The sequence below is a fragment of the Ensifer sp. EB106-05-01-XG146 genome (genome assembly GCF_058791875.1).
The window spans coordinates 1,173,236-1,197,500 of record NZ_JBYTDX010000002.1; the positions used below are offsets into that span (position 1 = coordinate 1,173,236).

General features: G+C 60.0%; 29 protein-coding genes. 8 read left to right on the forward strand and 21 right to left on the reverse strand.

The window, feature by feature from the left end:
• Positions 1-40 precede the first annotated feature (40 nt).
• A complete protein-coding gene (locus AC3WVQ_RS25490; protein ID WP_192357646.1) occupies positions 41-1,108 on the forward strand; it encodes an ABC transporter substrate-binding protein in 1,068 nt (355 codons plus the stop codon).
• A gap of 60 nt (positions 1,109-1,168) precedes the next feature.
• Here AC3WVQ_RS25490 and AC3WVQ_RS25495 read toward each other — a convergent pair whose 3' ends face one another.
• The gene (locus tag AC3WVQ_RS25495; protein ID WP_034800579.1) at positions 1,169-1,618 is read right to left on the reverse strand and encodes a DUF1801 domain-containing protein; all 450 of its coding nucleotides are present in this window, start codon (positions 1,616-1,618) and stop codon (positions 1,169-1,171) included.
• 460 nt (positions 1,619-2,078) lie between these two features.
• Between AC3WVQ_RS25495 and AC3WVQ_RS25500 the strand changes: the two genes are divergently transcribed.
• The 5 genes from AC3WVQ_RS25500 to AC3WVQ_RS25520 all read left to right on the forward strand — a co-directional run bounded on the left by AC3WVQ_RS25500 (position 2,079) and on the right by AC3WVQ_RS25520 (position 5,863).
• Positions 2,079-3,023: a Bug family tripartite tricarboxylate transporter substrate binding protein gene (locus AC3WVQ_RS25500; RefSeq protein WP_034800577.1), complete on the forward strand. Its 945-nt coding sequence runs from the start codon at positions 2,079-2,081 to the stop codon at positions 3,021-3,023.
• Positions 3,020-3,511, forward strand: a complete 492-nt coding sequence (locus AC3WVQ_RS25505; RefSeq protein ID WP_034800575.1) for a tripartite tricarboxylate transporter TctB family protein — start codon at positions 3,020-3,022, stop codon at positions 3,509-3,511. Before AC3WVQ_RS25500 ends, AC3WVQ_RS25505 begins: the two co-directional genes overlap by 4 nt.
• A gap of 14 nt (positions 3,512-3,525) precedes the next feature.
• Positions 3,526-5,043 carry a tripartite tricarboxylate transporter permease gene (locus AC3WVQ_RS25510; protein ID WP_060583819.1) on the forward strand — a complete coding sequence of 506 codons (1,518 nt, stop codon included), beginning with the start codon at positions 3,526-3,528 and terminating at the stop codon, positions 5,041-5,043.
• Positions 5,044-5,249: 206 nt separating this feature from the next.
• On the forward strand, positions 5,250-5,417 hold the full coding sequence (locus AC3WVQ_RS25515) for a hypothetical protein (protein ID WP_089045897.1): 168 nt from the start codon (positions 5,250-5,252) through the stop codon (positions 5,415-5,417).
• Between the two features lie 278 nt (positions 5,418-5,695).
• Positions 5,696-5,863 (forward strand): hypothetical protein, encoded by a 168-nt coding sequence (locus AC3WVQ_RS25520; protein WP_089045876.1) that lies wholly within the window; start codon positions 5,696-5,698, stop codon positions 5,861-5,863.
• Between the two features lie 184 nt (positions 5,864-6,047).
• Here the strand turns inward: AC3WVQ_RS25520 and AC3WVQ_RS25525 are convergent, their stop codons facing one another.
• The 15 genes from AC3WVQ_RS25525 to AC3WVQ_RS25595 all read right to left on the reverse strand — a co-directional run bounded on the left by AC3WVQ_RS25525 (position 6,048) and on the right by AC3WVQ_RS25595 (position 17,059).
• A complete protein-coding gene (locus AC3WVQ_RS25525) occupies positions 6,048-6,494 on the reverse strand; it encodes a universal stress protein (protein WP_060529669.1) in 447 nt (148 codons plus the stop codon).
• Between the two features lie 101 nt (positions 6,495-6,595).
• Positions 6,596-6,871 carry a hypothetical protein gene (locus AC3WVQ_RS25530; RefSeq protein ID WP_492383177.1) on the reverse strand — a complete coding sequence of 92 codons (276 nt, stop codon included), beginning with the start codon at positions 6,869-6,871 and terminating at the stop codon, positions 6,596-6,598.
• Between the two features lie 99 nt (positions 6,872-6,970).
• Positions 6,971-7,963: a P-type DNA transfer ATPase VirB11 gene (gene virB11 / locus AC3WVQ_RS25535; RefSeq protein WP_404527282.1), complete on the reverse strand. Its 993-nt coding sequence runs from the start codon at positions 7,961-7,963 to the stop codon at positions 6,971-6,973.
• Positions 7,964-7,973: 10 nt separating this feature from the next.
• Positions 7,974-9,146: a type IV secretion system protein VirB10 gene (virB10, locus tag AC3WVQ_RS25540; protein WP_404527281.1), complete on the reverse strand. Its 1,173-nt coding sequence runs from the start codon at positions 9,144-9,146 to the stop codon at positions 7,974-7,976.
• A 9-nt stretch (positions 9,147-9,155) separates the two neighbouring features.
• The gene (gene virB9, locus AC3WVQ_RS25545; RefSeq protein ID WP_112984675.1) at positions 9,156-10,010 is read right to left on the reverse strand and encodes a P-type conjugative transfer protein VirB9; all 855 of its coding nucleotides are present in this window, start codon (positions 10,008-10,010) and stop codon (positions 9,156-9,158) included.
• Positions 10,010-10,681, reverse strand: coding sequence for a VirB8 family type IV secretion system protein (locus tag AC3WVQ_RS25550; protein ID WP_492383178.1), 672 nt, complete (start codon positions 10,679-10,681; stop codon positions 10,010-10,012). The genes virB9 and AC3WVQ_RS25550 overlap by 1 nt, the downstream gene beginning before the upstream one ends.
• Before the next feature lie 4 nt (positions 10,682-10,685).
• Positions 10,686-10,961 carry a hypothetical protein gene (locus AC3WVQ_RS25555; protein WP_112975802.1) on the reverse strand — a complete coding sequence of 92 codons (276 nt, stop codon included), beginning with the start codon at positions 10,959-10,961 and terminating at the stop codon, positions 10,686-10,688.
• Positions 10,962-10,997: 36 nt separating this feature from the next.
• Entirely contained in the window at positions 10,998-11,933 is a 936-nt protein-coding gene (locus AC3WVQ_RS25560; RefSeq protein ID WP_192372723.1) for a TrbL/VirB6 family protein, read from the reverse strand.
• Positions 11,934-11,955: 22 nt separating this feature from the next.
• On the reverse strand, positions 11,956-12,168 hold the full coding sequence (locus AC3WVQ_RS25565; protein WP_034800549.1) for an EexN family lipoprotein: 213 nt from the start codon (positions 12,166-12,168) through the stop codon (positions 11,956-11,958).
• Positions 12,165-12,863 carry a P-type DNA transfer protein VirB5 gene (gene virB5, locus AC3WVQ_RS25570; RefSeq protein WP_192372758.1) on the reverse strand — a complete coding sequence of 233 codons (699 nt, stop codon included), beginning with the start codon at positions 12,861-12,863 and terminating at the stop codon, positions 12,165-12,167. Before virB5 ends, AC3WVQ_RS25565 begins: the two co-directional genes overlap by 4 nt.
• On the reverse strand, positions 12,863-15,229 hold the full coding sequence (locus AC3WVQ_RS25575; RefSeq protein ID WP_492383179.1) for a VirB4 family type IV secretion/conjugal transfer ATPase: 2,367 nt from the start codon (positions 15,227-15,229) through the stop codon (positions 12,863-12,865). Before AC3WVQ_RS25575 ends, virB5 begins: the two co-directional genes overlap by 1 nt.
• A complete protein-coding gene (locus tag AC3WVQ_RS25580) occupies positions 15,222-15,563 on the reverse strand; it encodes a VirB3 family type IV secretion system protein (RefSeq protein ID WP_060529680.1) in 342 nt (113 codons plus the stop codon). Before AC3WVQ_RS25580 ends, AC3WVQ_RS25575 begins: the two co-directional genes overlap by 8 nt.
• Positions 15,564-15,567: 4 nt before the next feature.
• Positions 15,568-15,867 carry a TrbC/VirB2 family protein gene (locus AC3WVQ_RS25585; RefSeq protein WP_060643736.1) on the reverse strand — a complete coding sequence of 100 codons (300 nt, stop codon included), beginning with the start codon at positions 15,865-15,867 and terminating at the stop codon, positions 15,568-15,570.
• Positions 15,864-16,535, reverse strand: coding sequence for a lytic transglycosylase domain-containing protein (locus AC3WVQ_RS25590; protein ID WP_112975799.1), 672 nt, complete (start codon positions 16,533-16,535; stop codon positions 15,864-15,866). Before AC3WVQ_RS25590 ends, AC3WVQ_RS25585 begins: the two co-directional genes overlap by 4 nt.
• 2 nt (positions 16,536-16,537) lie before the next feature.
• Positions 16,538-17,059 carry a hypothetical protein gene (locus AC3WVQ_RS25595; RefSeq protein ID WP_112975798.1) on the reverse strand — a complete coding sequence of 174 codons (522 nt, stop codon included), beginning with the start codon at positions 17,057-17,059 and terminating at the stop codon, positions 16,538-16,540.
• 93 nt (positions 17,060-17,152) lie between these two features.
• Here AC3WVQ_RS25595 and AC3WVQ_RS25600 point away from each other — a divergent pair, with 93 nt between their 5' ends.
• A complete protein-coding gene (locus tag AC3WVQ_RS25600; protein ID WP_112975797.1) occupies positions 17,153-17,521 on the forward strand; it encodes a helix-turn-helix domain-containing protein in 369 nt (122 codons plus the stop codon).
• A 180-nt stretch (positions 17,522-17,701) separates the two neighbouring features.
• Here AC3WVQ_RS25600 and AC3WVQ_RS25605 read toward each other — a convergent pair whose 3' ends face one another.
• From AC3WVQ_RS25605 to AC3WVQ_RS25615, 3 genes are all read right to left on the reverse strand, one after another.
• The gene (locus AC3WVQ_RS25605; RefSeq protein WP_492383180.1) at positions 17,702-19,165 is read right to left on the reverse strand and encodes a hypothetical protein; all 1,464 of its coding nucleotides are present in this window, start codon (positions 19,163-19,165) and stop codon (positions 17,702-17,704) included.
• Positions 19,166-19,286: 121 nt separating this feature from the next.
• Entirely contained in the window at positions 19,287-19,991 is a 705-nt protein-coding gene (locus AC3WVQ_RS25610) for an autoinducer binding domain-containing protein (RefSeq protein ID WP_371813735.1), read from the reverse strand.
• A 147-nt stretch (positions 19,992-20,138) separates the two neighbouring features.
• On the reverse strand, positions 20,139-21,098 hold the full coding sequence (locus AC3WVQ_RS25615; RefSeq protein WP_492383181.1) for a LysR family transcriptional regulator: 960 nt from the start codon (positions 21,096-21,098) through the stop codon (positions 20,139-20,141).
• A gap of 151 nt (positions 21,099-21,249) precedes the next feature.
• Between AC3WVQ_RS25615 and AC3WVQ_RS25620 the strand changes: the two genes are divergently transcribed.
• Complete coding sequence (locus AC3WVQ_RS25620; protein WP_192372756.1) at positions 21,250-22,164, forward strand: nucleotidyltransferase and HEPN domain-containing protein; 915 nt, start codon at positions 21,250-21,252, stop codon at positions 22,162-22,164.
• A 221-nt stretch (positions 22,165-22,385) separates the two neighbouring features.
• Here AC3WVQ_RS25620 and AC3WVQ_RS25625 read toward each other — a convergent pair whose 3' ends face one another.
• Positions 22,386-22,667: a hypothetical protein gene (locus AC3WVQ_RS25625; RefSeq protein WP_112975793.1), complete on the reverse strand. Its 282-nt coding sequence runs from the start codon at positions 22,665-22,667 to the stop codon at positions 22,386-22,388.
• Between the two features lie 116 nt (positions 22,668-22,783).
• Positions 22,784-23,938 (reverse strand): amidohydrolase, encoded by a 1,155-nt coding sequence (locus AC3WVQ_RS25630; protein WP_112975792.1) that lies wholly within the window; start codon positions 23,936-23,938, stop codon positions 22,784-22,786.
• Between the last annotated feature and the right edge of the window lie 327 nt (positions 23,939-24,265).

Genomic DNA, 24,265 nt, shown 5'->3' on the forward strand with positions numbered 1-24,265 from the left:
CTTGCTTGTGAACGGTACGGCACTGAGGCATTGTGGATTCATGCGGTTCTTGATTTCTTTTCTTTTTTTCGCCATTTGTCCTCAGCTGCTCCTTGCGGCCCCCATCATATTCCCGGCTCTTTCCGGCAAAGCGGACGTGCGCACGCTGGTCGTCTATTCATCGCTCGACGAGCCGCTCGCAAAGCCGATGATCATCGGTTTCCAGCGGGCCAATCCGGATGTTGCCGTGCGCTATGAGGACATGCTGACCGGAGAAATCTACGACCGCATCATCAAGGAGACCGACGCCGGAATGAAGACGGCGGACTTCGCCTTTTCTTCCGCCATGGACCTGCAAGTCAAGCTCAGCAACGACGGTTACGCCCAGCGCAGCGACCTGCCGATGAGCGACCGCTGGCCCGCCTGGGCCAACTGGCGCAACACGGCTTATGCGCTGACCTTCGAGCCTGCCGTCTTCGTCTATCACAAGCCGAGCTTCACCAAGGAGAAACCGCCGTCGACGCGCGCGGAATTCGTCGATTACCTGAAGCGCCAGGGCGCGGCCGTCTTCGGCAGGATCGGAACCTATGACATCGAGCGGTCCGGCGTCGGCTTCCTCTTCATGTCACGCGACCAGGAACAGTTCGGCGATATCTGGGATGTCATCCAGGCCATGGGTGCGGCCGGCGTCAAGCTCTACTCGACCAGCGAAGCAATCCTCGAGCGTGTCGCCGACGGCCGCTTCGTGCTCGGCTACAACATCCTCGGATCCTATGCGGCGGACTGGGCGGCACGGCATCCGGATGTCGGCATCGTTCTGCCGAAGGATTATACCGTGGTGATGTCGCGCATCGGCCTCGTCCCGCAAGCTGCCGCCTCCCCCGACCTCGGCCGGCGCTATCTTGAATTCTTCATGTCGAAGGAAGGCCAGACGATTATGGCCCGAGAGTTGCAGATCCCGGCCGTCAGCCCCGAGGTGGCGGGAGAAAATACCGCCAACACCATGCAGGAGATGCTTGGCGGCCAGTTGCGCCCCGTCCCGGTAAGCCCGGGACTGATGGTCTATCTCGATCAGGTAAAGCGCTCACGGCTGATTGCCAAATGGAACGAGGTTCTGAGGCTCCATTGAAGACGACGGACCGGAAGCGCGGCGCTCCCGGTCCGATCGCAAATCCCGCCACCTTCAGGCTTAAGCCTTGTTCCGCGTACGCCCGGACCGTAGGGCCTGCGCGGAAAGGTTCAGTTCGACGGCAGCAAGCACCAACGCCTTCAACGCCTCTTCGTCGATCGCCTCGCCCTCGTGGATATCGATGGCGCGCCGGACATTGCCGTCAAGGCTGGAATTGAAAAGACCTGCCGGATCGTCGAGTGCTGCCCCCTTGGCGAAAGTCATTTTCACAACCGCTTTATAGGTCTCGCCGGTACAGATGATGCCGGCATGCTCCCAGACCGGGACGCCTCGCCATTTCCATTCCTCGACGACGTCAGGATCCGCTTCCTTGATCAGCTTGCGTATCTTCGCAAGCGTCGCACCGCGCCAGTCGCCAAGTTCCGCGATCCTCGCGTCAATCTGCCCGGAGGCAGAAGCGGCGGCTTCTGCCGCATCGTCGTTTTTCGCCTTGGTCGTCGCTTTTGCCATCGTATTTACTCTCCCATCATCCTTGCCGGAGCTCGCCTTCAGGCGGGGCCGGTGCAAACCGTCTTCGCCTTTGTCGGCGTTGCTCCTCATACCTAGGCTCGGGCCGGCTGGCGGCAATATCCGAGCAACGATTCGTGGTCCCGTCCCGAAATCCGGTCGGGACCTGGCTCAATTTGAACGCCGGGAACCGGCAACATCGCCTGTCAGCGCATGCGAGAATCTAAAATTCCGTAAACGATGCTGCAGGATTTTCGCATTCGGGGCTTGATGTCAGCTAAATGTCAGCTTTCTATGGTGCCTTAAGGTCACTGGCACCCGTGGAGGCGGGCCGCCGGTTGCGTACTGGGAGGAAGCCACCAATCCGGTCAAGCGATAAGGGTCGAAAGAGCCCGTCGCCGTCTTCCCGTTCGCACACAGCAACAACGTGCGCGGTGAAAACGCGCCTCACGGAGGACTGACCTTGAAACATATTTTCCTCGCAACGATTCTCGCCGGTGCGATGTCGCTCCCGGCTGTTGCCGCTGATTACACGATCATTGCACCTGCAAACCCGGGCGGCGGCTGGGACCAGACGGCGCGTTCGCTGCAGACGGTCATGCAGCAGGAAGGCATCTCCGGCAACGTTCAGGTTCAGAACGTGCCGGGCGCCGGCGGGACCATCGGTCTCGCCCAGTTCGCAAGCCAGCAGAAGGGCAACCCGAACGCCCTGATCGTCGGCGGCTACGTCATGGTCGGTGCAATCCTCACCAACAAGTCCCCGGTCACTCTTAAGGACGTCACGCCGATCGCGCGTCTCACCGGCGAATACGAAGCGGTCGTCGTTCCGGCCTCGTCCGACATCAAGACCATGGGCGACCTCGTCGAAGCCCTGAAGAAGGATCCGGGCGCCGTGTCCTGGGCTGGCGGCTCGGCCGGCGGTACCGACCACATCGCCGTTGGCCTGATCGCCAAGGCGGCCGGCGTCGATCCGACCAAAATCAACTACATCGCCTATTCCGGCGGCGGTGAAGCGCTTGCTGCTATCCTCGGCAGCCAGGTTACCGCAGGTATCTCGGGCTACGGCGAGTTCGAATCGCAGGTCAAGGCCGGCACGCTCCGCCTGCTCGCCGTCTCCAGCGCCGAGCGCATTGCCGGCGTTGATGCTCCAACGCTGAAGGAATCGGGCGTTGACGTCGTCGTCGAGAACTGGCGCATGGTCGCAGCCGCTCCTGGCCTCTCGGACGAGCAGAAGGCCGCCGTTTCGGCCGATATCGAGAAGCTCGCGAAGTCCGCTGGCTGGCAGGAAGTCCTGAAGACCAAGGGCTGGCAGGACAGCTATCTCGCCGGCGATGCCTTCAAAGCCCAGCTCGACAAGGACGTTGCGGCGACCGAGGGCGTTCTCAAGGACATTGGACTGGTGAAATGATCAAGGGGCATCACCCTTCAACTGCAACGCGTCGCCCGGATCGGGCGGCGCTTTTCATCGCGGTGGTTCTCGCCGCTATCGCTGGACTCATTTTCTGGGATGTGTCGCGCCTGACGGGCGCTGCCGGCTACTCCCAGGTCGGGCCGACGACGGTCCCCTATGCGATCGCCTGCTGTCTTTTCGGCCTTGCGATCTGGACCGCGATCGAAGCGTTTCGCGGCGATTTTCCAGAGCGTGAGCACCAGGAAGTCGCTCCGGTTATCTGGATCGTCGGTGGTCTTGCCGCCCAGATGCTGCTGTTGAACATTGCAGGCTTCTCGATCGCCACCGGCATTCTGTTCGCGTTGACCGCACGCGGTTTCGGCAAGCGCAAGCTTTGGTTCTCGCTCCCCGTCGGCATTGCGATCTGCTTTGTCGTGTGGGTGATCTTCGCCAAGCTGCTGCTCCTGTCGCTGCCCGCGGGGCCGCTTGAACGCCTGTTCTTCTAAGAGGGCCGACGACCATGGCTACTTTTGAATTCCTGATGCAGGGATTGCTGGTTGCTGCGCAGCCAATGAACCTGCTCTACGCGCTGATCGGCGTAACGCTCGGCACGGCGGTCGGCGTCCTGCCCGGCATCGGCCCGGCACTGACCGTGGCGCTCCTGCTGCCGGTCACCTACCGTCTCGATCCCGGCGGCTCGCTGATCATGTTTGCCGGCATCTATTACGGCGGCATGTATGGCGGCTCGACCACGTCGATCCTGCTCAACACGCCCGGTGAAAGCGCCTCGATCGTGACTGCGCTCGAAGGCAACAAGATGGCGAGGGCGGGTCGCGGCGGGCCCGCACTGGCAACGGCGGCGATCGGCTCCTTCGTCGCCGGCCTGATCGCCACGCTTGCTCTTGCCTTCATCGCGCCTTACATCGTCAAGCTGGCCCTGGTTTTCGGTCCGCGCGAATATTTCGCGCTGATGGTTCTCGCCTTTGTCACCGTTTCCTCCGCCTTCGGCGACAGCACCCTTCGCGGTCTGACATCGCTGTTTGTCGGCCTGGCGCTTTCAGTCATCGGCATCGACCAACTGACCGGCCAGGCACGTCTTTCCTTTGGCGTTCCCGAATTGCTTGACGGCATCGAAGTCACGACGCTCGCCGTTGCCATGTTCGCCATCGGCGAGACGCTCTACATCGCTGCACAGGGCGACAAGGGGCCCGACAAGGTCGAGGCCGTCCGTGGCTCTGTATGGATGAATGCGGCCGACTGGGCACGCTCCTGGAAGGCGTGGCTGCGCGGTACCCTCATCGGCTTCCCGATCGGCGCCATGCCGGCTGGCGGCGCTGAGATCGGCACCTTCCTGTCCTACGCCACCGAAAAGCGTCTGACGAAGCATCCGGAAGAATTCGGCAATGGCGCGATCGAAGGCGTCGCCGGTCCGGAAGCGGCCAACAACGCCTCGGCCGCTGGCACGCTCGTGCCGCTCCTGACGCTTGGCCTGCCGACCACGGCAACCGCGGCGATCATGCTTGCCGGCTTCCAGCAGTATGGCCTCCAGCCCGGACCGCTGCTGTTTGCGACCAATCCGCAGCTCGTCTGGGGCCTGATCGCCAGCCTTCTGATCGCCAACTTCATGTTGCTGGTTCTGAACCTGCCGCTCATCGGTCTTTGGGTGAAGCTGCTGACAGTTCCGAAGCCTTGGCTCTATGCCGGCATCCTGCTGTTTGCCACGCTCGGCACGATCGGGGCCAACCCGTCGGTCTACGAGCTCGGCATGTTGCTCGCCTTCGGCCTGCTCGGTTACGCGATGCGCATCTTTGGATATCCGATCGCGCCTGTCGTCGTCGGCCTGATCCTGGGCCCGCTCGCCGAACAGCAGCTGCGCCGCGCGCTCGCGATCAGCCAGGGGGACTACTCGGTCCTGTTCACCTCGCCGATTGCCGCAGGCCTCCTGATCATCGCAGCTGCAGCGCTGATCGTACCGCTCATCCTTCGGGCCCGTGGCCGCGGCGAAGTCCTTTCGCAGCTCGCCGCCAACGAAGACTAAGCCCCAATAACAATCGGGTCCGGAAACCCTTTCGGACCCGATCGACATAGCGCCTCCTCCCAAGGCCTATCCGAAGGCCCGGCCGGTTTGAAAACCGACCGGGCCTGCTTCCTTTGCATGGCTGGCCTGTCCGATTGTGCATTGCAATAAGACTGGCCAGACCCCATCTTTTGCTCATCAAGGAGAAAACGAAAGCGAGCAAGAAGATGGCTACCACAACTTATCACAAGGGTTTCATCGGTCGTGCATTCGCAGTTCTCGGCGCTGCTAGCGCTGCCGCCGCCGCTGTCGAAGGTCACCGCCGCCCGAAGGCAAGCGACCTGCGTACGCTGGGCATCGATCCGGCGAACTTCCCGGACACGCGCCGCGGCTAACATATTCCAGCGCCCCGAGGGGCGCCTTATCCTCCCAAGGATAGAACGGCTCGGGGTCGAGAGACCACCGAGCCGTTGTATTTTCCGGCAGCCGGCATCTTCAGCCCCCGGCACTTCATAGACCCGGCTCAAGAGGGCAGACGGTCCGACGCCCACTCGTCCCAAGTTGAAGCAGCGTGCTTTCGTTGCATGGCTGGGGTGTTTCATTGTGCATTGCAAAAAGACCGACCAGACCTCATCTTTATTTCATCGAAGAGAAAACGAAAGCGAGCAAGAAGATGACTACCACAACCTATCACAAGGGTTTCATCGGTCGTGCATTCGCAGTTCTCGGCGCTGCTAGCGCTGCCGCCGCCGCTGTCGAAGGTCACCGCCGCCCGAAGGCAAGCGACCTGCACACGCTGGGCATTGATCCGGCGAACTTCCCCGACACGCGCCGCGGCTAACAAATTCCAGCGCCCACGAGGGCGCCTTATCCTTCCAAGGATGATGAAGAACGGCTCGGGGTCGAGAAACCACCGGGCCTTGCTATTATGGAAAAGCGCGTCCCTCCTCGTCGGGGTTCGTCGAACGCCGTCAACGCGTTGGCGGCGTATCTAGGACATCAACGAGGCGTCGCGCGACGTCGCCTCACTTCTTCGCGCGATAGATCAATACCGGTATCGTGGAGTGAGCCAGCACCTTGGCAGCTACGCTGCCGAGCATCAGGCTTCCGACGCCACTGCGACCATGGGACGCCATGATGATGAGATCGGCATCTTTGTATATCGCCTGGTCGCAGATTGCGCGGTAGACCTCGTGGCTGCGGACCTGCTCCGTCTGGCACTCCACGCCTTCCGCCGCAGCCTTGCGCGCTAAAGCCGCGAGCATTTCCGCGGCATGTTTGCTGGCCAGCGCCTCGTATTCGGTGCGCGTGCTCGACAACTGCTCGGGATCGACCGAATAGAGGTGGAATGGTTCGGTAACGGCGAGGATGTTCACTCGTGCGCCGACGTCCTTTGCAAAGGTTATGCCTGCGTCGACAGCGATTGTTGCTAAGGGCGAGCCGTCGGTGGGTATAAGAATATTGCGAAACATGGGATCCTCCTCTTCCAAGCTCCAGAGGAAGCTTAGTGCCTGGAGCGGCCTATTCCTTTGATCCCGATCAACGTTCCGGATTTCAGCAGGGAGGCGAATACTTAGCGACCTTTGTCGAAGCGGAAAAAATGTCGCAGTCGCCGCCGCAGGATGACGGACCAAGGCACCTCGGCATTGATCGCCTGGTAGCCAGCTTGTGTCAGCGAGAATTCAACGTGACCGTCATCTACCTCTCTTCGCGTGATGTATTGCATGTTCAGGGCGCGAAAGACCGTCGGGTGCAGTTCCGGTGGCCAGTAGATTTCATCTCCCGGCACCCGATAGGCGCCCGCGTTATAGAGCTCCTCAAGCACGTTCCTTATATCACTGGCCAGCATTCGATGTTTATCCCGCGCAGCGTGTGGTGTGGCAATGTGCGACACGACGACCTAACGAAATAGGTCGTCGCTCCAGCACCGTTCCTAAACATCTATTCGTCAATGGGCCCTGAAATAGACTTCCGTTACGCGAAACTGCCCATCGATGCGCTTGCATTGTACGATGACGTCAATGGCGATTTTCAAGAGTTCGCGAATGTCGGTGCGCTGCAGGTATTGTCCGCCCTCCGATTCCTTTACCAGAAGGGTCAACTGTTCAAACGCCAGTTTCGCGGAGTCAGCGTGCACCGTTGTGATTGAGCCGGGATGCCCAGAGTTCACGTTGCGGATGAAGTAGAAAGCCGTCCCATCGCGCAGTTCCTGCAGTAGGATTCGATCGGGCCGCATGCGCAGACAGGATTCCAGGAGCTCCTTCACGCCGACTTTGGCGAGCCCCTGACCTCCCTTGGAATAGAATAACCGCGCGTGGTTCGGCTGATGAATCACGAGTTCCGGCGTGTCTTCGATAGAGATGACCCGCTCATCATCCGGAATATAACGAATGAGTGCCTTGGAGAGCGTTGTCTTCCCCGACCCCGTCGCTCCTGAGATGACGATATTCTTCCGGGCCAGCACCGCCTGGCGAAGGAACTCGGCCCACGCGCCCGCCTGATGCAGATCGATGAGTTTCCGGTCCGTCGCACCGGCCATGTGACTGCCGGGCGCCATGTCAGTGAACAAGCCACCCTTCTCAAGGTCGCCAAGACTTAATGCGGCCGACGAGGGCTTTCGGATGGTGATGCTGACCGTGTTCCGAGTGGTCGCAGGCGGGATGACGATCTGGATTCGCTCATTCCCCGGCAGTGTTGCCGACAGGATCGGCCGCGTTTCATCGATGGATTGATGGGAAAGACTAGCCACGGCCCTGGCAAGGCGCATCAGCTTTTCAAAGGATAGCTCCGGCAGATTATGGGTCCGCCATCCACCAGAGCCTTCTGTCAGCACCTGGCCTGGCCTATTGACGATCACTTCGTAGAGCGAGGGGTCGTCAAGGTACGGCATGAACGGAGACAGCAGTTCACGAACGACCGTCGCATCAGGACCTTCGGTCATCGCCCGCACCCTACTTCGTCACGCGCGCCGACCGCGGGCGGACATCTCCCAGCAACGCGCGGTCAAGGATTTTGTTTTTCGGCCCGATCACGCGCAATCCGTAAACACCGGAAAAATCGAGATCACGCGCGACGAAGATCGAGACAAGCTCGCCTTGGTTCTTATTGAGCGTTGGCGGAATGTTGATCGATTGCTCGACGGCGATGGCTGCCGCCTGCTGGCCTGCGTTTGTGGTGGTCTCAGCGTCGACGTCGCTGTTACGCAGGCGACTGTTGGCGTAGCTCGTGGCATCGCCGACGATGGACAGGAGAAGCGCACTCCCGAACCGCTCCCACCAGTGAGTGTCGACATAGCCATTCACGCCCGCCCGGCCGAGCGCATCCGTTGCCGGCGAAGCCAAGGTGACGATGACGCCGTTCGGGGTTTTCGCGCGGTTCCAGAGCACGAATAGGCGCTTCTGTCCTCGCTGGAGGCCGCCCCGATATTCGCCAACAACTTGCGTACCTTTCTCCATCAGGACAACCCGGCCATTGTCCGATAGAACATCTCGGTTGATTACGCAGCTGGTGAAGCCGGGTTGATCGGATGCCATGGCAGTTTCCAATACGCACGGAATTGACGATCCCATTGCAACTACGAAGTTCCGATTGCCGAGCGTGCCGGCGCGCGAGCCCTCAAGCCTGGTCGGCCGTAGCAGCCCGTTGAACCGCTGCTCGTCGGCGTTGGCCGAGTTCTGACCCATCATGCTTCCATCAAGCGGCACGAAATGGCTGTCCGCGGGCACCGCCGGATCCGCGGTCTCATGGTGCGACGTTGAGTTCTTCTGTCCACCGCTGAAGGCCATGACCGGCGCCCGGCGCGCCGAGTCGAGCAGCGGATCTTCGGCCTGCACCTCCTCTGCCGCGAGCGGGGTCGGCAGCTTCACTTCCGGCACGGCTTGGACCGGCTCCATCTTCTCCTTGACGGGCTCGAAATTCGCCGTTTGCCGGATGACAACCCGCTCGGGTCTGGTTCTGTCCGTCGGAGTGTGCTCGCCGCTCATCGACCACAGGGCGAAAGCGACAAAGGTAACAACAGCCAGTGCAACCGCGCCGCGCTTCAAGACAGGATTGCTGTCGATCCTCCCCCCGGGAACCGTTTCGCCGCGCTCCCCCGGTATCCGGTTTTCATCTTCCTCAAGCATGACTGTCTCCTATTGCGCCGCGCCGGCTTCAGTCCGAACGACCCGCTCGACCGACGGCGAGGTCGTGTTGGTGTCCGGGTTGATACCGACGCGGTCATAGGCCTCGTTGAAGACGCAGAGCACGTCCCGTCCCCTCCGCAGGATGAACTTCCGGCCAATCGCGTGGGCCAGGACAAGATTGCCGTCTACGGATTTCGGCACCAGGCTTTCACTACCGTCTGAGTTCTCGATGTAGATCGCGGGTATTTCCTGATTGCCGACGAAGGCAAATGTCGTGACCTTGCCATTGTCGTAGACCGAGTGCGGCTCCAGCGCCTGGGAGCCCTGCGCCGAATAACGCCAATTCCGAGCACCATAGCCCTCATGAATGGCCAGGGCATTGTCGGCCTCCTTCGACTGAGCAGCGATCTCTCGCGCCGCCGCAGCTTGGCGGCGCCGCTGCGCTTCATCGGCCGGGTAGCGGTACTTGACGTAGAAGTAGGTGTTATGACCCACCTCCACTTTTCCGTCCCGCACCATCAGTTCCATTTGGTAGCTTCGGGTCGAGCCGTCGCGCCGAGTGGAGACGACAGAGAGATTGGTGACCGGCTGATTTTCCCGCGGTTTGAGAAACAGGATGTTTCCTGCCGGCGCCACCTCCCAAGCTACACTGTTGCCCAGCGCAACATGGGCGATCTCCTCGTCGGCCGCGAACTCCACCTGCACCGAAGAACGCAAGGAGCCTATGATGCGAGTGATGTTGTAGGGCTGGTAATCGACAAAGCGGACACGACTGTCCTGCGCTGCGCCGCGCGGAATTTCGAGTGCAAATACCGTTGAGGCGGACGCCGTAAGGAGGAGAGTAACAATGAAAATAGTCCGCATCAGTTGATGGCCTCCGGATCGGCTCGGTATTCACTGACGGCAAAACCGAGAGGATTCACCAGCCGATCCGTCGACGACATCGGCGCGTTTGCATAGGAGAACGTCAGCGTCGCAACCCAATGGGTTGTCCGGACTTCTTCCCCGCGGGTGATGGTGCGCATGTAGCGGACGGAGACGACATGCGAATTGATCAGCGAGATCGATGCGATGCTGATGCGTGCGGTGGCGCCGCGCCCATAGGTGTTCTGCGGCGACGCCGGATTGCTGCCGCGATAGAGGGCCGAGAACCGAGCCTGCTCCGGCTGCGTCGAGAGAAGCGCGACTGAGCGGAAGTTCTCCTCTGCCTCGCTCCAGACGTAGCCTTCGCGAGCGCGGACGTATTTCGCGGCGAAGTATTTCGTCACGGCCTCGTCATAGGTGCCGGGCGTCGACGTCAGCGCCGAGACGACATCAACGATACCTGTCGAATTGTCGACCCGCACGACAAAAGGCTCGACCGATTTCAACGGCGTGAGGCCGGCAATGGCAAGGATCGAAGCGCCGGCGAGAATGGCTGCCGCGACGGCAATGGACCAGGCAACGCGTGAAGAGCGCTCGACCTGGAGCATGCGTTCCTGGTCGAAGCGCCGCGCCTTCTCAAAGTATGTCTTGAGTTCGTCGCCGGAGACCATCGCGTCAGCCCCCGCATGGACGATAGGAGGCGTCAACGTCGGACTGAGCAAAGGCGGAAGGTCCCCTGCCCTCTTCGACATAAGCGGTGGCGACGGACTGAGAGGTCGCCGGTCCCGCATAGGACTGTTTCTGTTTGACGTTGCTATTGTCTTCCCACTGCCACATCGAGCGATTGAGGGCGCGGCGCGAATAGCCATCGCAATTCGGGACCGGATAGGTCAGCGATGCGCAGCCGCTTAAGGCAGCCGCCATGCAGAGCAGCGGAAATGTTCTGATCATTCCTGAAGAGCCTTATTCTTGTTCGTGCGAAAAGCGTCACAATCCCGAGCCCTTCGGGCTCAGGGTTCGACCAATGGCCCGGACACCGCGTCCGGCCGCACGGGCGGTATGGGACGCCGCCCAAGCGAGCGTGCTTTCGTGGGCGTCGCGTGCAGCGCCGTAGCCGTAGGTCAACGACGCGCCGCCGGCGGCAAGCGCCGAAGCAATGTTCGGAAGCTGATAGAAGACATAGAGGGCAGCGAGGCAGATGGCGCAGAGCGCGGTTGGACGCATCAGCACGTCGGTATATCCTTGAATTGCCGTGAAGGTCGTATCGATGCAGGTGATCAGCAGTGAGCCGACGGCGACGACGAGCACCTGGAGGATCACGAAGTTCGCAAGCTGTCCCAGCCACGCCTCGGTGAAGCGCCGCGTCGCCTGAAACATCGCCAGGGCCACGAAGATCGGACCGATGGCGAGCACGATGGCGAGCGCCAGCCGGGCATAGAGCGATACGATATAGCCAATCGCCGCGACGATGAAGCTCGCGCCAATGGCCATCATGCCGCCGATGCCTGTCACGAAATCGACCGGCCAAGAGGAGCGGGCCCAGATCTCCTTGGCACACGCGTGCCCCTTATCGAGCAGGCTGTCGAAGGTTGAGGCACTTGGTGCTGCGCCGGTGTTCAACGCCTGCGAAATCTCACGCGGCAATCCCTCGAAGAAGATGTCGGTGACGTAGGTCTGGTATTCGTCGGCGTCCCTCACCAGCATCACGATGATGGCGAGCTTGATCGTCCGAAATGCGAAGTCGAGGATCGGTTCCTGGACCGAGCCGCGGAGCACGAGATAGCCGTAAAGCACGACATAGAGCGTGACCGCTGCCGTCAGGGGGCCCGAAATCCACTCTGAGATGTTCGAGGTCCCGTCGGAGACGAAGGTCTCCAGCGGAGCCTTGAACTGCTCGTCGACGAAGGCAAAGACCTGATACATGCCCTCAACCTCCAGGTCCCTTTCACATCCGCTTAAGACGGGCCTTGAAGTCTGCGGCCGCGGCGTTTTGGCAATTCGGGGTATTGCCTAATTCACCAGGGTTGTTGCGACACGTCGCGATGATTTCGGACAGCAGGGCCTCGTCGGCGATGAGTTCGTCGACAGTGTAGGTGCGCTCGGCCTGCTCGGAGCAGCTAACCAATAGGACAGCGAGAAGAACGACATGCCTCTTCATTGCAGTGCCGCCCCCATCGCGTCGAGGCGCCGGCGCCAGTCTTCCGCCTTGCGCTGCTCGTCAATTTGGGCCTGTGCCTGCTGGACCATTCGGAGGGCCTCCATGCGCAGTACATCGGTCTGGAGGAAAGCTGTTTCCGCCTGAAGTCGCGCCTGAAGGTCGGCTATGTCCTTGGCGTCAGCCGCGGTCGAAATCTTCTCGCGGAGTTGGTCAATGCCATCGACGCGCTTGGCCGCGGCATCGAAGATATGCTGCGCTAGGCTCATCTGCCCGGCATTCTTGTTCTGAATGCGGGAAAGCTCCTGCGCGTAGAAGTCCTCTGCGCTGGTCCGATAGGTCGAATTACCCTCAAGGAATTTCGTGGCCGTATCGCCGAACACGCCCGTTCCGCTTCCCTTGAACAGTCCATCGATGACGTTAAAGTCCCCAGGCAGCGCCTTGCGGACGGCAGGATCGTTCAAGACGCCGGCAACATCCGCCATGTCGGTGATCTTGTTGAGCGAGCCGTAAAGCTGCTGCGCCTGCTCTATCTGCTGATTGAGCGCATCAAGCTGGGCTTTCAGTTGAGCGATACTCTCGAGGTGCTTGGCGATCGCGGTTCGGTCGATCACCGGGATCCCCTGCCCGGCTGCCGTGCCGGCGCAGAGAATGAGCGCCGCGGCTATTGCCGCGCCGTGAATTCGATTAGAAGCCATTAGCTCAAACTCCTTCTTTGCTGAAAAATCGGAAGCCAATCCGCGAGCCGGTCGCCGACTTCTGTGCGGATTGCATCGGCGAGTTCGACATTCGCGGTGCGGCCGGAGAGGATGGCAAGTTCGTCGTCAAAACCGCCTAGGTTCAGTTCGGCGACAACGCTATTGTGTCCTTGCTTCAATATGAATCGGCGGCTCTCGACGGAGAGCTCGCGTGCAATGAGTTCATACTCCCGCTCGGTGAGCTTGAAGCCGTCGACATAGTCGGCGTAGTTACTGCGGGAATTCGGTAGGAAGATCTGCGTCGGGCATTGCTCGATGATCGTATGAGCGATCGGCGATACGATCGCATCGCGCGGGCTCTGCGTAGCAAAGAGCATAAGCCCGTTCTGCTTGCGGATCGTCTTGAGCTTGTTCTGTGCGAGATCGCGAAACCCTTCATCCTGGAGCGCCTTCCAGAACTCATCGATAACGATGATGATGCGCCTGCCATCGATCAGTTGCTCGACGCGATGAAAGAGGTAGGCCATCAGCGGCGTGCGGATTTCCTCGTTGTCGAGGAAATCGGTCATGTCATAGCCGACGAATTTGCCGTCGAAGCCGATGTCCTCAATGATGTTATCGAACACCCAACCGAGCGGCCCCCCTCTCTCCCACCGCCGCAGACGCGCGGCAATGCCTTCGGGATCGGCGTTGTTGAGGAAGGTCCTGAGCGCGCCGATCGTCCGGCGCTCCACCGGCAAGTCGGCAAGGCCGTCGATGGCGACGGCGATATCGCGGAGTTCGGTCACCGTCAGTTCCCGTGTTGCCGAGCCGACAAGCCTGCCGACCCAGCGCGTGAGAAACACCTTGTTGTCCGGCGTCGGTTCCAGTGCCTTCAGGGGAGCGCACCCGGTCGGGGCACCATTCTTCAACGGCAGATAGGTGCCGCCGGCGGCGCGCACGTAGAGATCAGATCCCCTGTCCTTATCGAAAAACACAACATGCGGGTCATGTTTCTCCAGCTGCGACAGCATGAAGTTCAAAAGCACGGTCTTGCCGGCACCGGACGGTCCGCATACGAAAGTGTTGCCGAGATCGCCATAATGGAAATTGAAGTAGTACGGTGACCCCGACGCCGTCTTGAGAAGAGCGACGGCAGGTCCCCATTCATTGCCGTGCTTCCGACCGATCGGGTAGGAGTGGAAAGGTGCGAGCGCCGCGAAGTTGCGCGACGTGATCGCGCCGGACCGGGCGCGATAGCGGAAGTTTCCTGGTAGTTGCGCCCACCAGGCCGGCTCGAGGCCGAGATCCTCGCGCGCGACGACGGCGGCTCCACCGGTCAGGCTGGCGCGCGCCTTGGCGAGATTGTCGGTCAATTCCTTCACCGATGGGGCAAAGACGGAAAGCGTCAGATGGTGCTCGCCTAGCACGAACCGATTGGACTCCAGATCGTCCATCGCCCCATCAAGTTCCTCGATCTGTGAGGCCGCCTTGTCCCCACTGCTGACCATCTGGTTTTGCTTGCGGCCCATGATCACGCGCGCGTCCGCCTTCGAGACGAAGGAGAAGGATTGCGTCAGGATCAGTTCGAAGGGACTAGTGAGCACACCGTCGAGCATGCCGGTCCGAGTTCTGGCCGGATATTCCTTAAAACTCAGCATGCCGGCAAAGCGGCTTTCGGCCTCGTGCCGGATCTCGACTGTCTCGCGGCCGACAATGACACGATCCGAGTAGATCGCCGAGGCGATACGCCCCTCCGTCAGCGGGACCGGCTCCCGACGGCCGCCGACGAACTGATGCAGCACTTCGCTCGGCTCCGAGAACAACAGGCCGTCACGTTCGTAGAGGCACAGCACGCGCGGTTCGAAGCGTTTCAACGCCGCTGTGACATCGATGACCTTGTCGCGGAGCTGCTTGAGGGCTTCCTCGTCGAGTTCGGCCCCGGCCTGACGTGCCCGACGCAAGCGCGCCAGCAGCCTTGCCGCCTTGTCGGACGGATCGCGGGCCGGAGACCACAGGATCGTCAGATAGAGGTCGTTGCGAAACAGGTCCTCCCCAACCATGCGCGCGCGATACTTGTCATTGAGCGCCGCCGAGAAAGGTGTAGTGAACGTGCCTTCCGGATAGCTGTTGTCGCGACGGCGGATGAGATGAGTCCACAAGGCAAGCCGCTCGTCGGCGATGTTCCGATAGAGCGTGTTGAGGTCCCTATGGAGAGCATTCAGGTCGAGAACATCCGCGGTCTCGAAAGAGACGCCTTCAAGCGCGATCATTACCATCAGCGCCCGGGAATCGAGCGCGATCGTCGACACGTCGACATGGCGGACATAGGGGATGAAGGTCTCCGGACCGAGTTCGCGAGATCTGAGTGTGGTCAGGCTAGGCAAATCCGAGGTCCCTTTCATCGTATTTCCGGGCGAGCTTCAGGGGACTAAGCGTCGCTCCGCCCCAAAAGGCGCTGTTGCGCGACCGGCCGCGTGTGTCCACCCAAGCCAGCAAGATGCGGAACATGTTGTGGTCGTGTTTGACGAGCGCGCGGAAAATGAGGTGAAAGACGACGCCAACAGCCAAGTAGGCGATCGAGCCGGCGACGATGTAAAGAATGGTCGTCAGCATGATGTTCATGCCCATGGCTTCCATCGTCACGCCAGCGATCATCGCCGGCCGGGTGCAAGCGATGAACAGCGTGTCTTCCTCAAGGATTGGCCGAAAACTCGCCATGGCGTCAGCTTCCGACGATGGTGTTCACGAGTTCGGTAGCGCCGAAGATGCCGCCAATGCCGATGATCCAGAACCCTGCGCGCCTCAGATCCATGTAGCCGAACATCCAGGCTATGCAGATCACGATGATCGCGATGACGGCCAGAAGCTTGGCGATGTTGCCTGTCAGCATTTCGACGATGTTCTGCAGCACGGTCTCGATGCCGGCCGCCTGCGCGAAGGCAGGTTCGACCATGGATGCCAGGATGGCCATTGCCATTACGGCGGATGCGGCGATCGGGCGGATACGGGCGCTGAAAGTCATTCACTCTCCTCCATATGACTGTTCTGAAACACGAGGACGGAGGACCTCCGTCTCGATCTGAAAACGTCCCAGGACGGCACCGACGCCGTTTGATCGGCAAGGGCCTCGTCCTTGCGTGCATCGCCGATCGCCTCGACAAGAGGCGCTTCGTTGAGCTCCCTCTCCCGTCCATCATCTTCGATCATGAGCGTCGTGATGGTGCTGGCGAGCCGGCTTTCTTCCTGGCGGACCTGCTCATCGTACCTGACCATCGCGCCGACGGATGGATCGTTCCGTCCGTAGTAGGAGTGCAGCATCACCTGTTCGGCCCGGCTCGGGTCCGCTCCCGCTTTCACGGCCAGCCGGTAGTATCCGTCGAGAATGGTCGCCGTGGCCCGAAGGTTGCGGCATGGGTCGAAGGCATCTGAAATCGAAAGGTTGAGCTTGCGGAGTTCTTCCATGCCGATGCCGCCGAGACCGAGCTGTATGTCGTGCCGCTCGGCTGCCAATGACGTGGCGATTGCGATCGCCTTCACCTTGGTCGTGGGCTGCACCGAGAGTGTTGCGCCGCTGTTGACCCGGATGGCGAAGGGTTCGAACCGGCTTTCAAGGCTGACGATGGCGGCGAGCGTCTCGGTTGCAATTGTGGGTGCGCAGGTTTGCGCCAAATCGAGGAAAGTAACAGGCATGCTCAGTACCACACTCGTTGCTTGCCAACCCCGTCGATGATCACGTCGACGTAATGGGGTTGCGGGCGGATGTTCGGTCGCGTCGTCAAATAGCGCTGACACTGCGTACGGCCGTCTCTCCGCCGCCATGCTGCCGATGAGTTCATCCGATCATCGTTGGAGTAGCATTCAGCGTTCGAGACGGTCTGTGGCGTAGTCGAGATACAACTCGCTTCGAGCCCATGGTCTCCATACCGCGTTGTCAGGCGATAACCGTCATTGCAATAATAGGGGTCGTATCGAGGACGCGAGGCCTGAAACCCAACGCTGCCGCAAGTGGGAAAGGAGCGCCCTCTTGCAAGCGCACGCCAGAGCCTGTGGATTGGCGCCCGGCACTCCGCGTATTGCGTAGGACCGCTCGGATTGGAAAGGCACAGGATAACCTGGCACCCCCATTCAGCCGCTCGCGCTTTACTCTCGAAAACAAGACAGAATGGCGCTAGACTGGCTGCAGCGACAAATGCCCGTGCAAGAGACTTATTCATGACCACCACCTTCACTGAAGCGATTGTGCGCAATCCTAACAGCGGCGCGATTTGGCGACGCGTTTTACCATCATATATATGACAGTATAAAAAATGACAAGCGCACTCAATGCCCATTGGCAGAGCCAGCTGTTTTCGGCTTACGCTCTGCAGGAAGTTTTCGACAAACCGGTTGAGGGAGAGACGCCGCAATCGCGTTTGAAGCAGGTCGGAATGATGACGGTGCTCTACATGATGCACCAAAACCATGAAAAGCTAACACTCTCGAATATAAGCCAAATTACCGGTTTGACGCGCAATGCTGTGGCGGAATCGATCGATCCTCTGATCGCGCGGGGGATATTGACCGAAACGATTGTGAAGAACTCGATGGGACGAGGAACTGCGAGGCAGTTTGAGTTCTGCCCGGACGTTTTCGATCGCCTAAGGTTAAGTCCAGAGCAGCAGAAATCTGGAGCTTAGTGATTTTTATACGACACTAACAGCATCACGCGACGGCGGCGTTGAACCAGCGCGCGCAGCATCGTGACCTTTCAGAAGGCGTAGGTTTGGGGCCGAAAAATTCAACTCGGCCATCCAGGTCTGCTTTTCGGCGGCCGTCAGGCGAATGCCTGCATCGCGATATCCCATGAGGTACTTTATTCACTTGGCCGTGCGCCGCAGCTCTTCCAGTAGCGGTCGCAGCTTGCGCTTGCACCGGTGCTGCTCGATAAGCCCATCAAGGTGCGCAAGCCACTGGGCGGACCGCCCGCAAGCCTTATGCGCGCGGGCGGCAATCCCGAGCCACAATGCGGCCGTCTCATAGCGGCTTGATCTTCCTTCAGACATAATCGTATCGGCCATGCGGCATGCAAGGACAATCACCCAATCGGGGTGATCCGCCAATGCCCGTTCAGCAAGTCGACCCAGCGTAGGGTCACGTGGACTGAAGAAACGCGTTTCCTGCAGGTCGATGGAAGCAACGGCGTCCGCGACCAAATCCTCGTCGAGCAGGATTTCGATCCGCTCATAGGCGTAAGGTGCCGCCGTCAGCGCCGCAAGCAGCAATTCGCGCAACTTCGGCCAATCCGACGGAGCAACGAGTTTCTTGGCCACGCGGAAATCTTCCCGTGTAAAGCTTTCTTCGAAGGCTACTTGCGTTGCCTTGAACATCATATCCCGATTGCCTACCTCATGCGCCTTTTCGCGCAGCCAGCGTGCCAGCATTGCCCTGCCTGTTCTGTGATGCCAGTTTTCTTCGCCTTCGCCGCACCCGTCTCGCGACAGTCCCCAGGCCGCAACGTCGATCGCGGCTTCCACCCGACCGACAGCCGCGACGGCCTCCGCAAGCCGCAGGAGATCACCATGTGTGGTCAGGCGCAGATGGGCGAGCGCGACCGCCTCATCGACACGCCCCGTCTGCGCCAGCTTCACCGCATGGTCGCAAAGAAACCCCGCCGCACGGGAAAGGTTGAGGAAATCCTCACCGCGCCCCATGGCTTCGAGCGCGGCAAGTCGGACCCGTGTCAGATCGTCATCGAGCGGATCGCTACTTCCCCCAGGCGGCCAGCTCTGCCCAAGCCCTGCGAGCGTGGCCTGAAGGCCTGGCTCGTCCCAGCCTTGCATGCAAGCTGCAATGGCAGTAGCAAAGGCATCGTCGGCGCCAAATTTTGCGAGTTCTCCCTGCCAGTCGGCCAGTTCGCCGGCGAGGTCATCGCGCGCCTCCTGCGAGACACCATTCATGAGGGCGGCTTGCGCGATCAATTGATCAAGCCGCGGAAAGAACTCATTCAGGGTTTCATCCCAATCGGCGTTTTCCGGCCAACATGCGGCCAGCCCCGCGGCCACGGATTTCAAGATCGTCAATGCATGGTCGCCGCGCCCTACGGCAAGAAAAGGTTCAGCCTCGTCAATCAGTTGTTCGAGCGCCGCTTGATCGATACCCCCAGCCCGCTCGCCCCAGCTGTGCCGATGCCGCCCCGAACCGGTCGAAGAGAAAAGCGCTTCGGCGCGACGACGAAACGGCACAGGATCGAGCAGCGCGCTTGCCTCGTCAGCCACCAAAACCGCAAATCTGGCATCGAGCCAAAGGGCAAAACCCTCGTCTCTCTCGGTGCGTTCGAGCACAAGTGCCTCAAGCCGTTCACGCGAAAGCGTCGGTAGAAGATCCGGAAGCTTGTTCACCACTTGTTCCATCTGTACTCCTCAAAACTTCGACTTCAGATGCTTGGCAGCGATGCGCCTGGCTTCAAATCAGCTTTAGCTTCGTCGCAAGAGCCGTCGCCTGCGGAAGCGAGTAGGCATTTAGCTTCCTGCGCGCATTATTCATGTGGAAGTTGACGTTCCAGTAGCTCATGTTCTCGATGTCGGCGATTGCTCTCATGGATTTGCCCTCGGACGCCCACTTGAGCATAAGCGCCTGTCTAGTGGTCAAAGCGATGCTCGGTTTTGCGGTAGGCTCAATGTTCGTTTGCTCGATCCGCACATGAAGCTGGGCGACCGCCATGGCGGCCGCTACCGGATCGACATCACCTTTCAGCGAGAGGGAAGGCTTGTGTGAGGCCATGGTCAGCATTGCTATACGTCTGAACGCAGTCGCGACTGGAATGGTGATCCCCGACCGAATACCGAAACCGGCGGCATCCAGATAAAACTGCCGAACGCGCCTCGATCTAACAGTCCTTGAATTTTCGGAAGACCAAGTGAACGCCTTCATCGTCGCCCTTGCAATCTGGATCACAGGATCGATCTCGTTGAAGCTTCTGGCGAAGTACCAATCCTGCCATTCGGGATGATAATTCGAAACGGCGAATGTTCCGATTGGTTGAAGATTAAGGTAGGCGTAATACTCGAAGCCGAGCTCTTGCGCGAGCTCGGTGAGCGCTTCATTGAACATCTCCTTGGTGCGCGCCACGGTGGAAACATCGGTTAGCTTCTGAAACCAGCCCTTCACCTTCTCCTCCTTTTTGCCCTCTCGTCTTACTCAATCAATACTCGGCCCAGCGACATTCTGGACCTTTTGGAGTGCCGCCGGCAAGTTGTGCTCCTGCCAAGGACCGCCATCGCCAACCTCTGACGGCTTACGTTGCCACTTTCCTACCTACTCGCCATGGGCCGGAAGACCGCGCTTGGTGTTGTTTCTTCCGGTATCGTCGCCCACAGCTTTAAGGGATCTGGATGCCGCCGCCAGCGTGCGGGCAATTTCTACGATCTCTTCACGGTTCGCGGTCGGGTCCTCTTTGTTCCAGGCAAGCCCCATGCCGATCGTAAAATCCAGCCCCTCCACTTCCCGAAGCCGGAACGACTGGTGGGGCAAATCTCTGGTCCATTCCGGCACGAAACCTACGCCCATCCCGGCCGCGACCAGCGAAACCAAGGAGAGCGTGTCGTCGCAACTACAGGCAACCTGATCAAGAAGGCCAAATTTTTTGAACTGCTCGAAGAAGTACTTTTCCGTGTAAGATAGATTTGAGCGGGAAAAGGAGATGATCCGCTCCCGTTTCAGATCGCTCATTGTGACGGTCGCCGCCGTCTCAAGCCGGCTGCCAAGTGGCACCGCCAGAAGATATCGTTCGTTGGCGATGCTCTGCCAACGGAGCGATCCAATGTTTTCGACCGGTCGGATGAAGCCAAGGTTGATACGCCCCTTCTCCAGGTCGCGGATGATTGCATCCGTGGAACCGCTGCTCACGTGTATCTGAATATCGGGAAATCGCTTGCCGAGCTTGTTCAGAAAAAGCGGCAAGACACCGAAGGTCGCGGGATATATGGTTCCGATGGTGATCCGATCGACATTCTTGCCGGCAACAGCCCGGACGATAGCGGAACTGTTTTCGATCTCCCGCAGAACATTGATGCACCGCTCGTAAAAAACTTCGCCGGCTTTTGTCAGTTGAACACGACGCGTAGAGCGGATGAGAAGCTGAACGCCGAGCTCCTTTTCCAGCGTTTGTATCTGCACGCTAAGGGCTGGCTGCGCCATGGAGAGCGTCGCCGCAGCGCGGCCGAAATGCAATTCCTCCGCCAGGGTTGCAAAACATCTCATTTGACGGAATTCCATTCGCCTGCCCTCTGCATCCGTGCAAGTCATTCTACAAGGAGATAGATCATCTATTAATCGTCCATATAGATCAATCTGATATTTTTTAATAATGCGAAACCCATTAATTCCTGCAGTAGACGACGAATCGTCTTTATCCTATCGGTTGAGTATGAAAACGAGCCTGGAACATCTTCCCGAGAAGAAGCAGCGCGAACTTGCGCGCGTCGTGGAGATCATCCACGAGGAGTTTGCCGATGCGCTCCAAGGCGGCTCGGCCGATTTCAAGAAGCGCGGTCGGATCCTGAAGATCATCCTCTTCGGTTCCTACGCCCGCGGCACCTTTGTCGACGAGCCGCATACGATGAAGGGCTATCGCTCCGATTACGATATCCTTGTCATCGTCAATTCGAAGAAGCTCGCAGAACCGGAATACTGGGACAAGGCGACCGACCGGTTGATGTGGGACAAGAGAGTCTCGACGCCGGTTGGGCTGATCGTCCATGGCGCCCGGGAGGTGAACAACTTCCTTGCGGACGGACAGTATTTCTTCGTCGATATTCTGCGCGAAGGCATCGTGCTCTACGAACTCGACGACCGGGCTCTGGCGGAGCCGAAACGACTCTCGCCTGCCGATGCGCTCAGGGTCACGAAGGACCACTTTGCGAATCGATTTACGGAAGCCCAGTTGATGCTTCGGACGGGACAGTGGCAAGCTGGCCAGGTTGGTGATGCCCCCGAGTGGAACCGTCTTGCTGCGTTTAGCTTACACCAGGCCAATGAGCAGGCTTACGCCTGTCTGCTCCTCACCCTCACCAACTACAGCCCACCTTCGCACAACCTCAAGTTTCTCCGCGGTCTCGCCGAGGATCGGGATCAGCGGCTGATCGACGCCTGGCCGCGCGACCAGCATCGTTTTACCGCCTGGTACAACATTCTCAACGAAGCCTATGTGAAGGCCCGCTACTCGAAGCACTTTGAGATTACCGAAGAAGGGCTCGGTTGGCTTCTAGAGCGGACGGAGCATCTTCTTCGACTCGTTGAGCTGGTATGTCAGGAGCGACTGGCGGAATTGGGCTCAGCCTAGCTTCCACATTCCTACAACTCCGTACGGCCTGCGTTGAAACGAATTCAGGGCGCGATCAAGCTCGGGATCCTACCACCCCAAAGGTGCCCCAGACCATGCCCGAGCCACCTTCGACATCGCCGATGAAATCGGATGCGCGCCGTCTCCGCAGCGTCCTTAGCGCCGCGCTTCAGGGGTCAGTGAGCGACGAGTTCGTGAAGACGTACTATTTGCGGGATGCATCAATTAGCCACTCGTCTGGTGCACTGGTTGTCCCGCTTGATGCAGGCGATCTCGGCCGTCGAGCATTCGGCAACACGGTTGACGACAACGCAGTGCGAGCACTGATCGGTGAATTCCAGGCAATCCGGATTGGCCTTGATGAAGTCTTGCAGGCTGGCATTCTCGGTCTGCTGCGGCTCAGGAACGGGATCGGCGCCGGGCGTGTCCGCCGCGCGAGCTGTCACTATGCCTGCAATGGCAAGCGCCAGGCAAAGCGCGACACGAAAGCTGCACTGCCTCATCCCCTGCTCCTTCCAGACTAACCCCGAAACGACGCGAAACAGGCCATCGGCCGGAGCTGTACAATTTCAAAGAGTGCCGTCACAACGGCCGCCGTGCAAGCGACCGTCCGGCGCCCTCACCCCAGTTCGTTACGGATCGCCCGCATGAACACCTTGGCGCCGATACCGATCAGGCCATCGGGAAAATCATAATCAGGATTGTGCAGCCGCGCGTGGTTTTCGCCAGCGCCGAGAAAGAACATCGCCGAAGGCGCCACGCGCCCGAAAAGGCCGAAATCCTCCGAACCCTTCATCGGCAGCACGCCCTCGCCGCGATCGTGGCTGACGCCCTCCTCGTCCATAGCGCGCTCCAGCGCGCTTACGGCGGCGTCCGCGTTGCTGCACTGGTGGAACACGTCCTCGTAGCTGATCGCCACCTTCAAGCCGGCAGCACCGGCCTCTTTCGCAACCAGCGCCTCGGCACGGGCCACAAGATCGGCCATGCGCTCGTCGGTCAGTGTGCGCAGCGTCGCCCAAATCTCGGCATAGCCGGGGCTGATGCCGAAGGCCGCCTCGCCAAGCCGCGCATGTGTCACGGTGACAAGCGTATAGTCCTCGTCGAGCGGCCCGTTGTTGCCAAGCGCCGTCAGCCCGGAAAGCAACGCGGCCATCGCAAAGGTCGGCGCAATGCCGTCCTCCGGCGTCGAGGCATGCGCGGTCTTGCCGGAAAGCGAAATCCGCATGCCGCGCGAGGCGCAATTGACCGGTCCTGAGCGCAGCGCCGCATGGCCAAAGCGTAATCCCGGAAAATTGTGCAGCGAGAAGGCCAGATCCGGCTTGATGTCAGCAAATTTCGGATCGGCAAGCGCGGCCGCGGCACCGGCGCCGTTCTCCTCCGCCGGCTGGAACATCAGGATCGCGCGGCCTCTCGCCGGGCGCTCGCGTCCAAGCCCTTTGGCCAGCGCCATCAGGATTGTCATATGTCCGTCATGGCCGCAGAGATGCCCCTTGCCCTTAATCTCCGAGCGATGGCCGATTTCCGAAATCTCCTCGATCGGCAGCCCGTCGAGCTCGGCCCGCACCATGACGGTCGGACCCGGCTCGCGTCCTTCATAGATTGCCGCCACCCCGTGCCCGCCAAGGCCGGTCATCACCGCGTCCGGCTTCGTCTCAGCCAACGACGCCACGATCGTTTCCGCCGTTTCCCGCTCCTCGCCCGAGACTTCCGGCCGCCGGTGCAGGTCGCGCCGAAAAACGGTGAGCGCCTCAAGTTCACGGTCGATCAGAAACATTCACGCGCCTCCGCTTCTTTATCAGGATAGAAGCTCCAGTTTCCGGCTCCACTGCTCATGCCTCTGGACAACGCATGATCCTGGTGACCTGGCCCCTTCAAAAGTCTCCCAGCCACGACCTTAGACCATCTTCGCTATTGAAAGAGAAGCGCGAAAGACGTCGTTGGACACAGCTGCAGTGGATCGACTTCAGCCCGATCTCACACTTGCTTTGCCGGTCGCACTGGAACTTGTTCGCCCACGTCGCAACCAAGAAACCGGTTTCTCGAAACTGCGCCCAAAGTACGCACGGCTCTCGGTCTTCAAGTGAGGCCTCCAACTTGAATG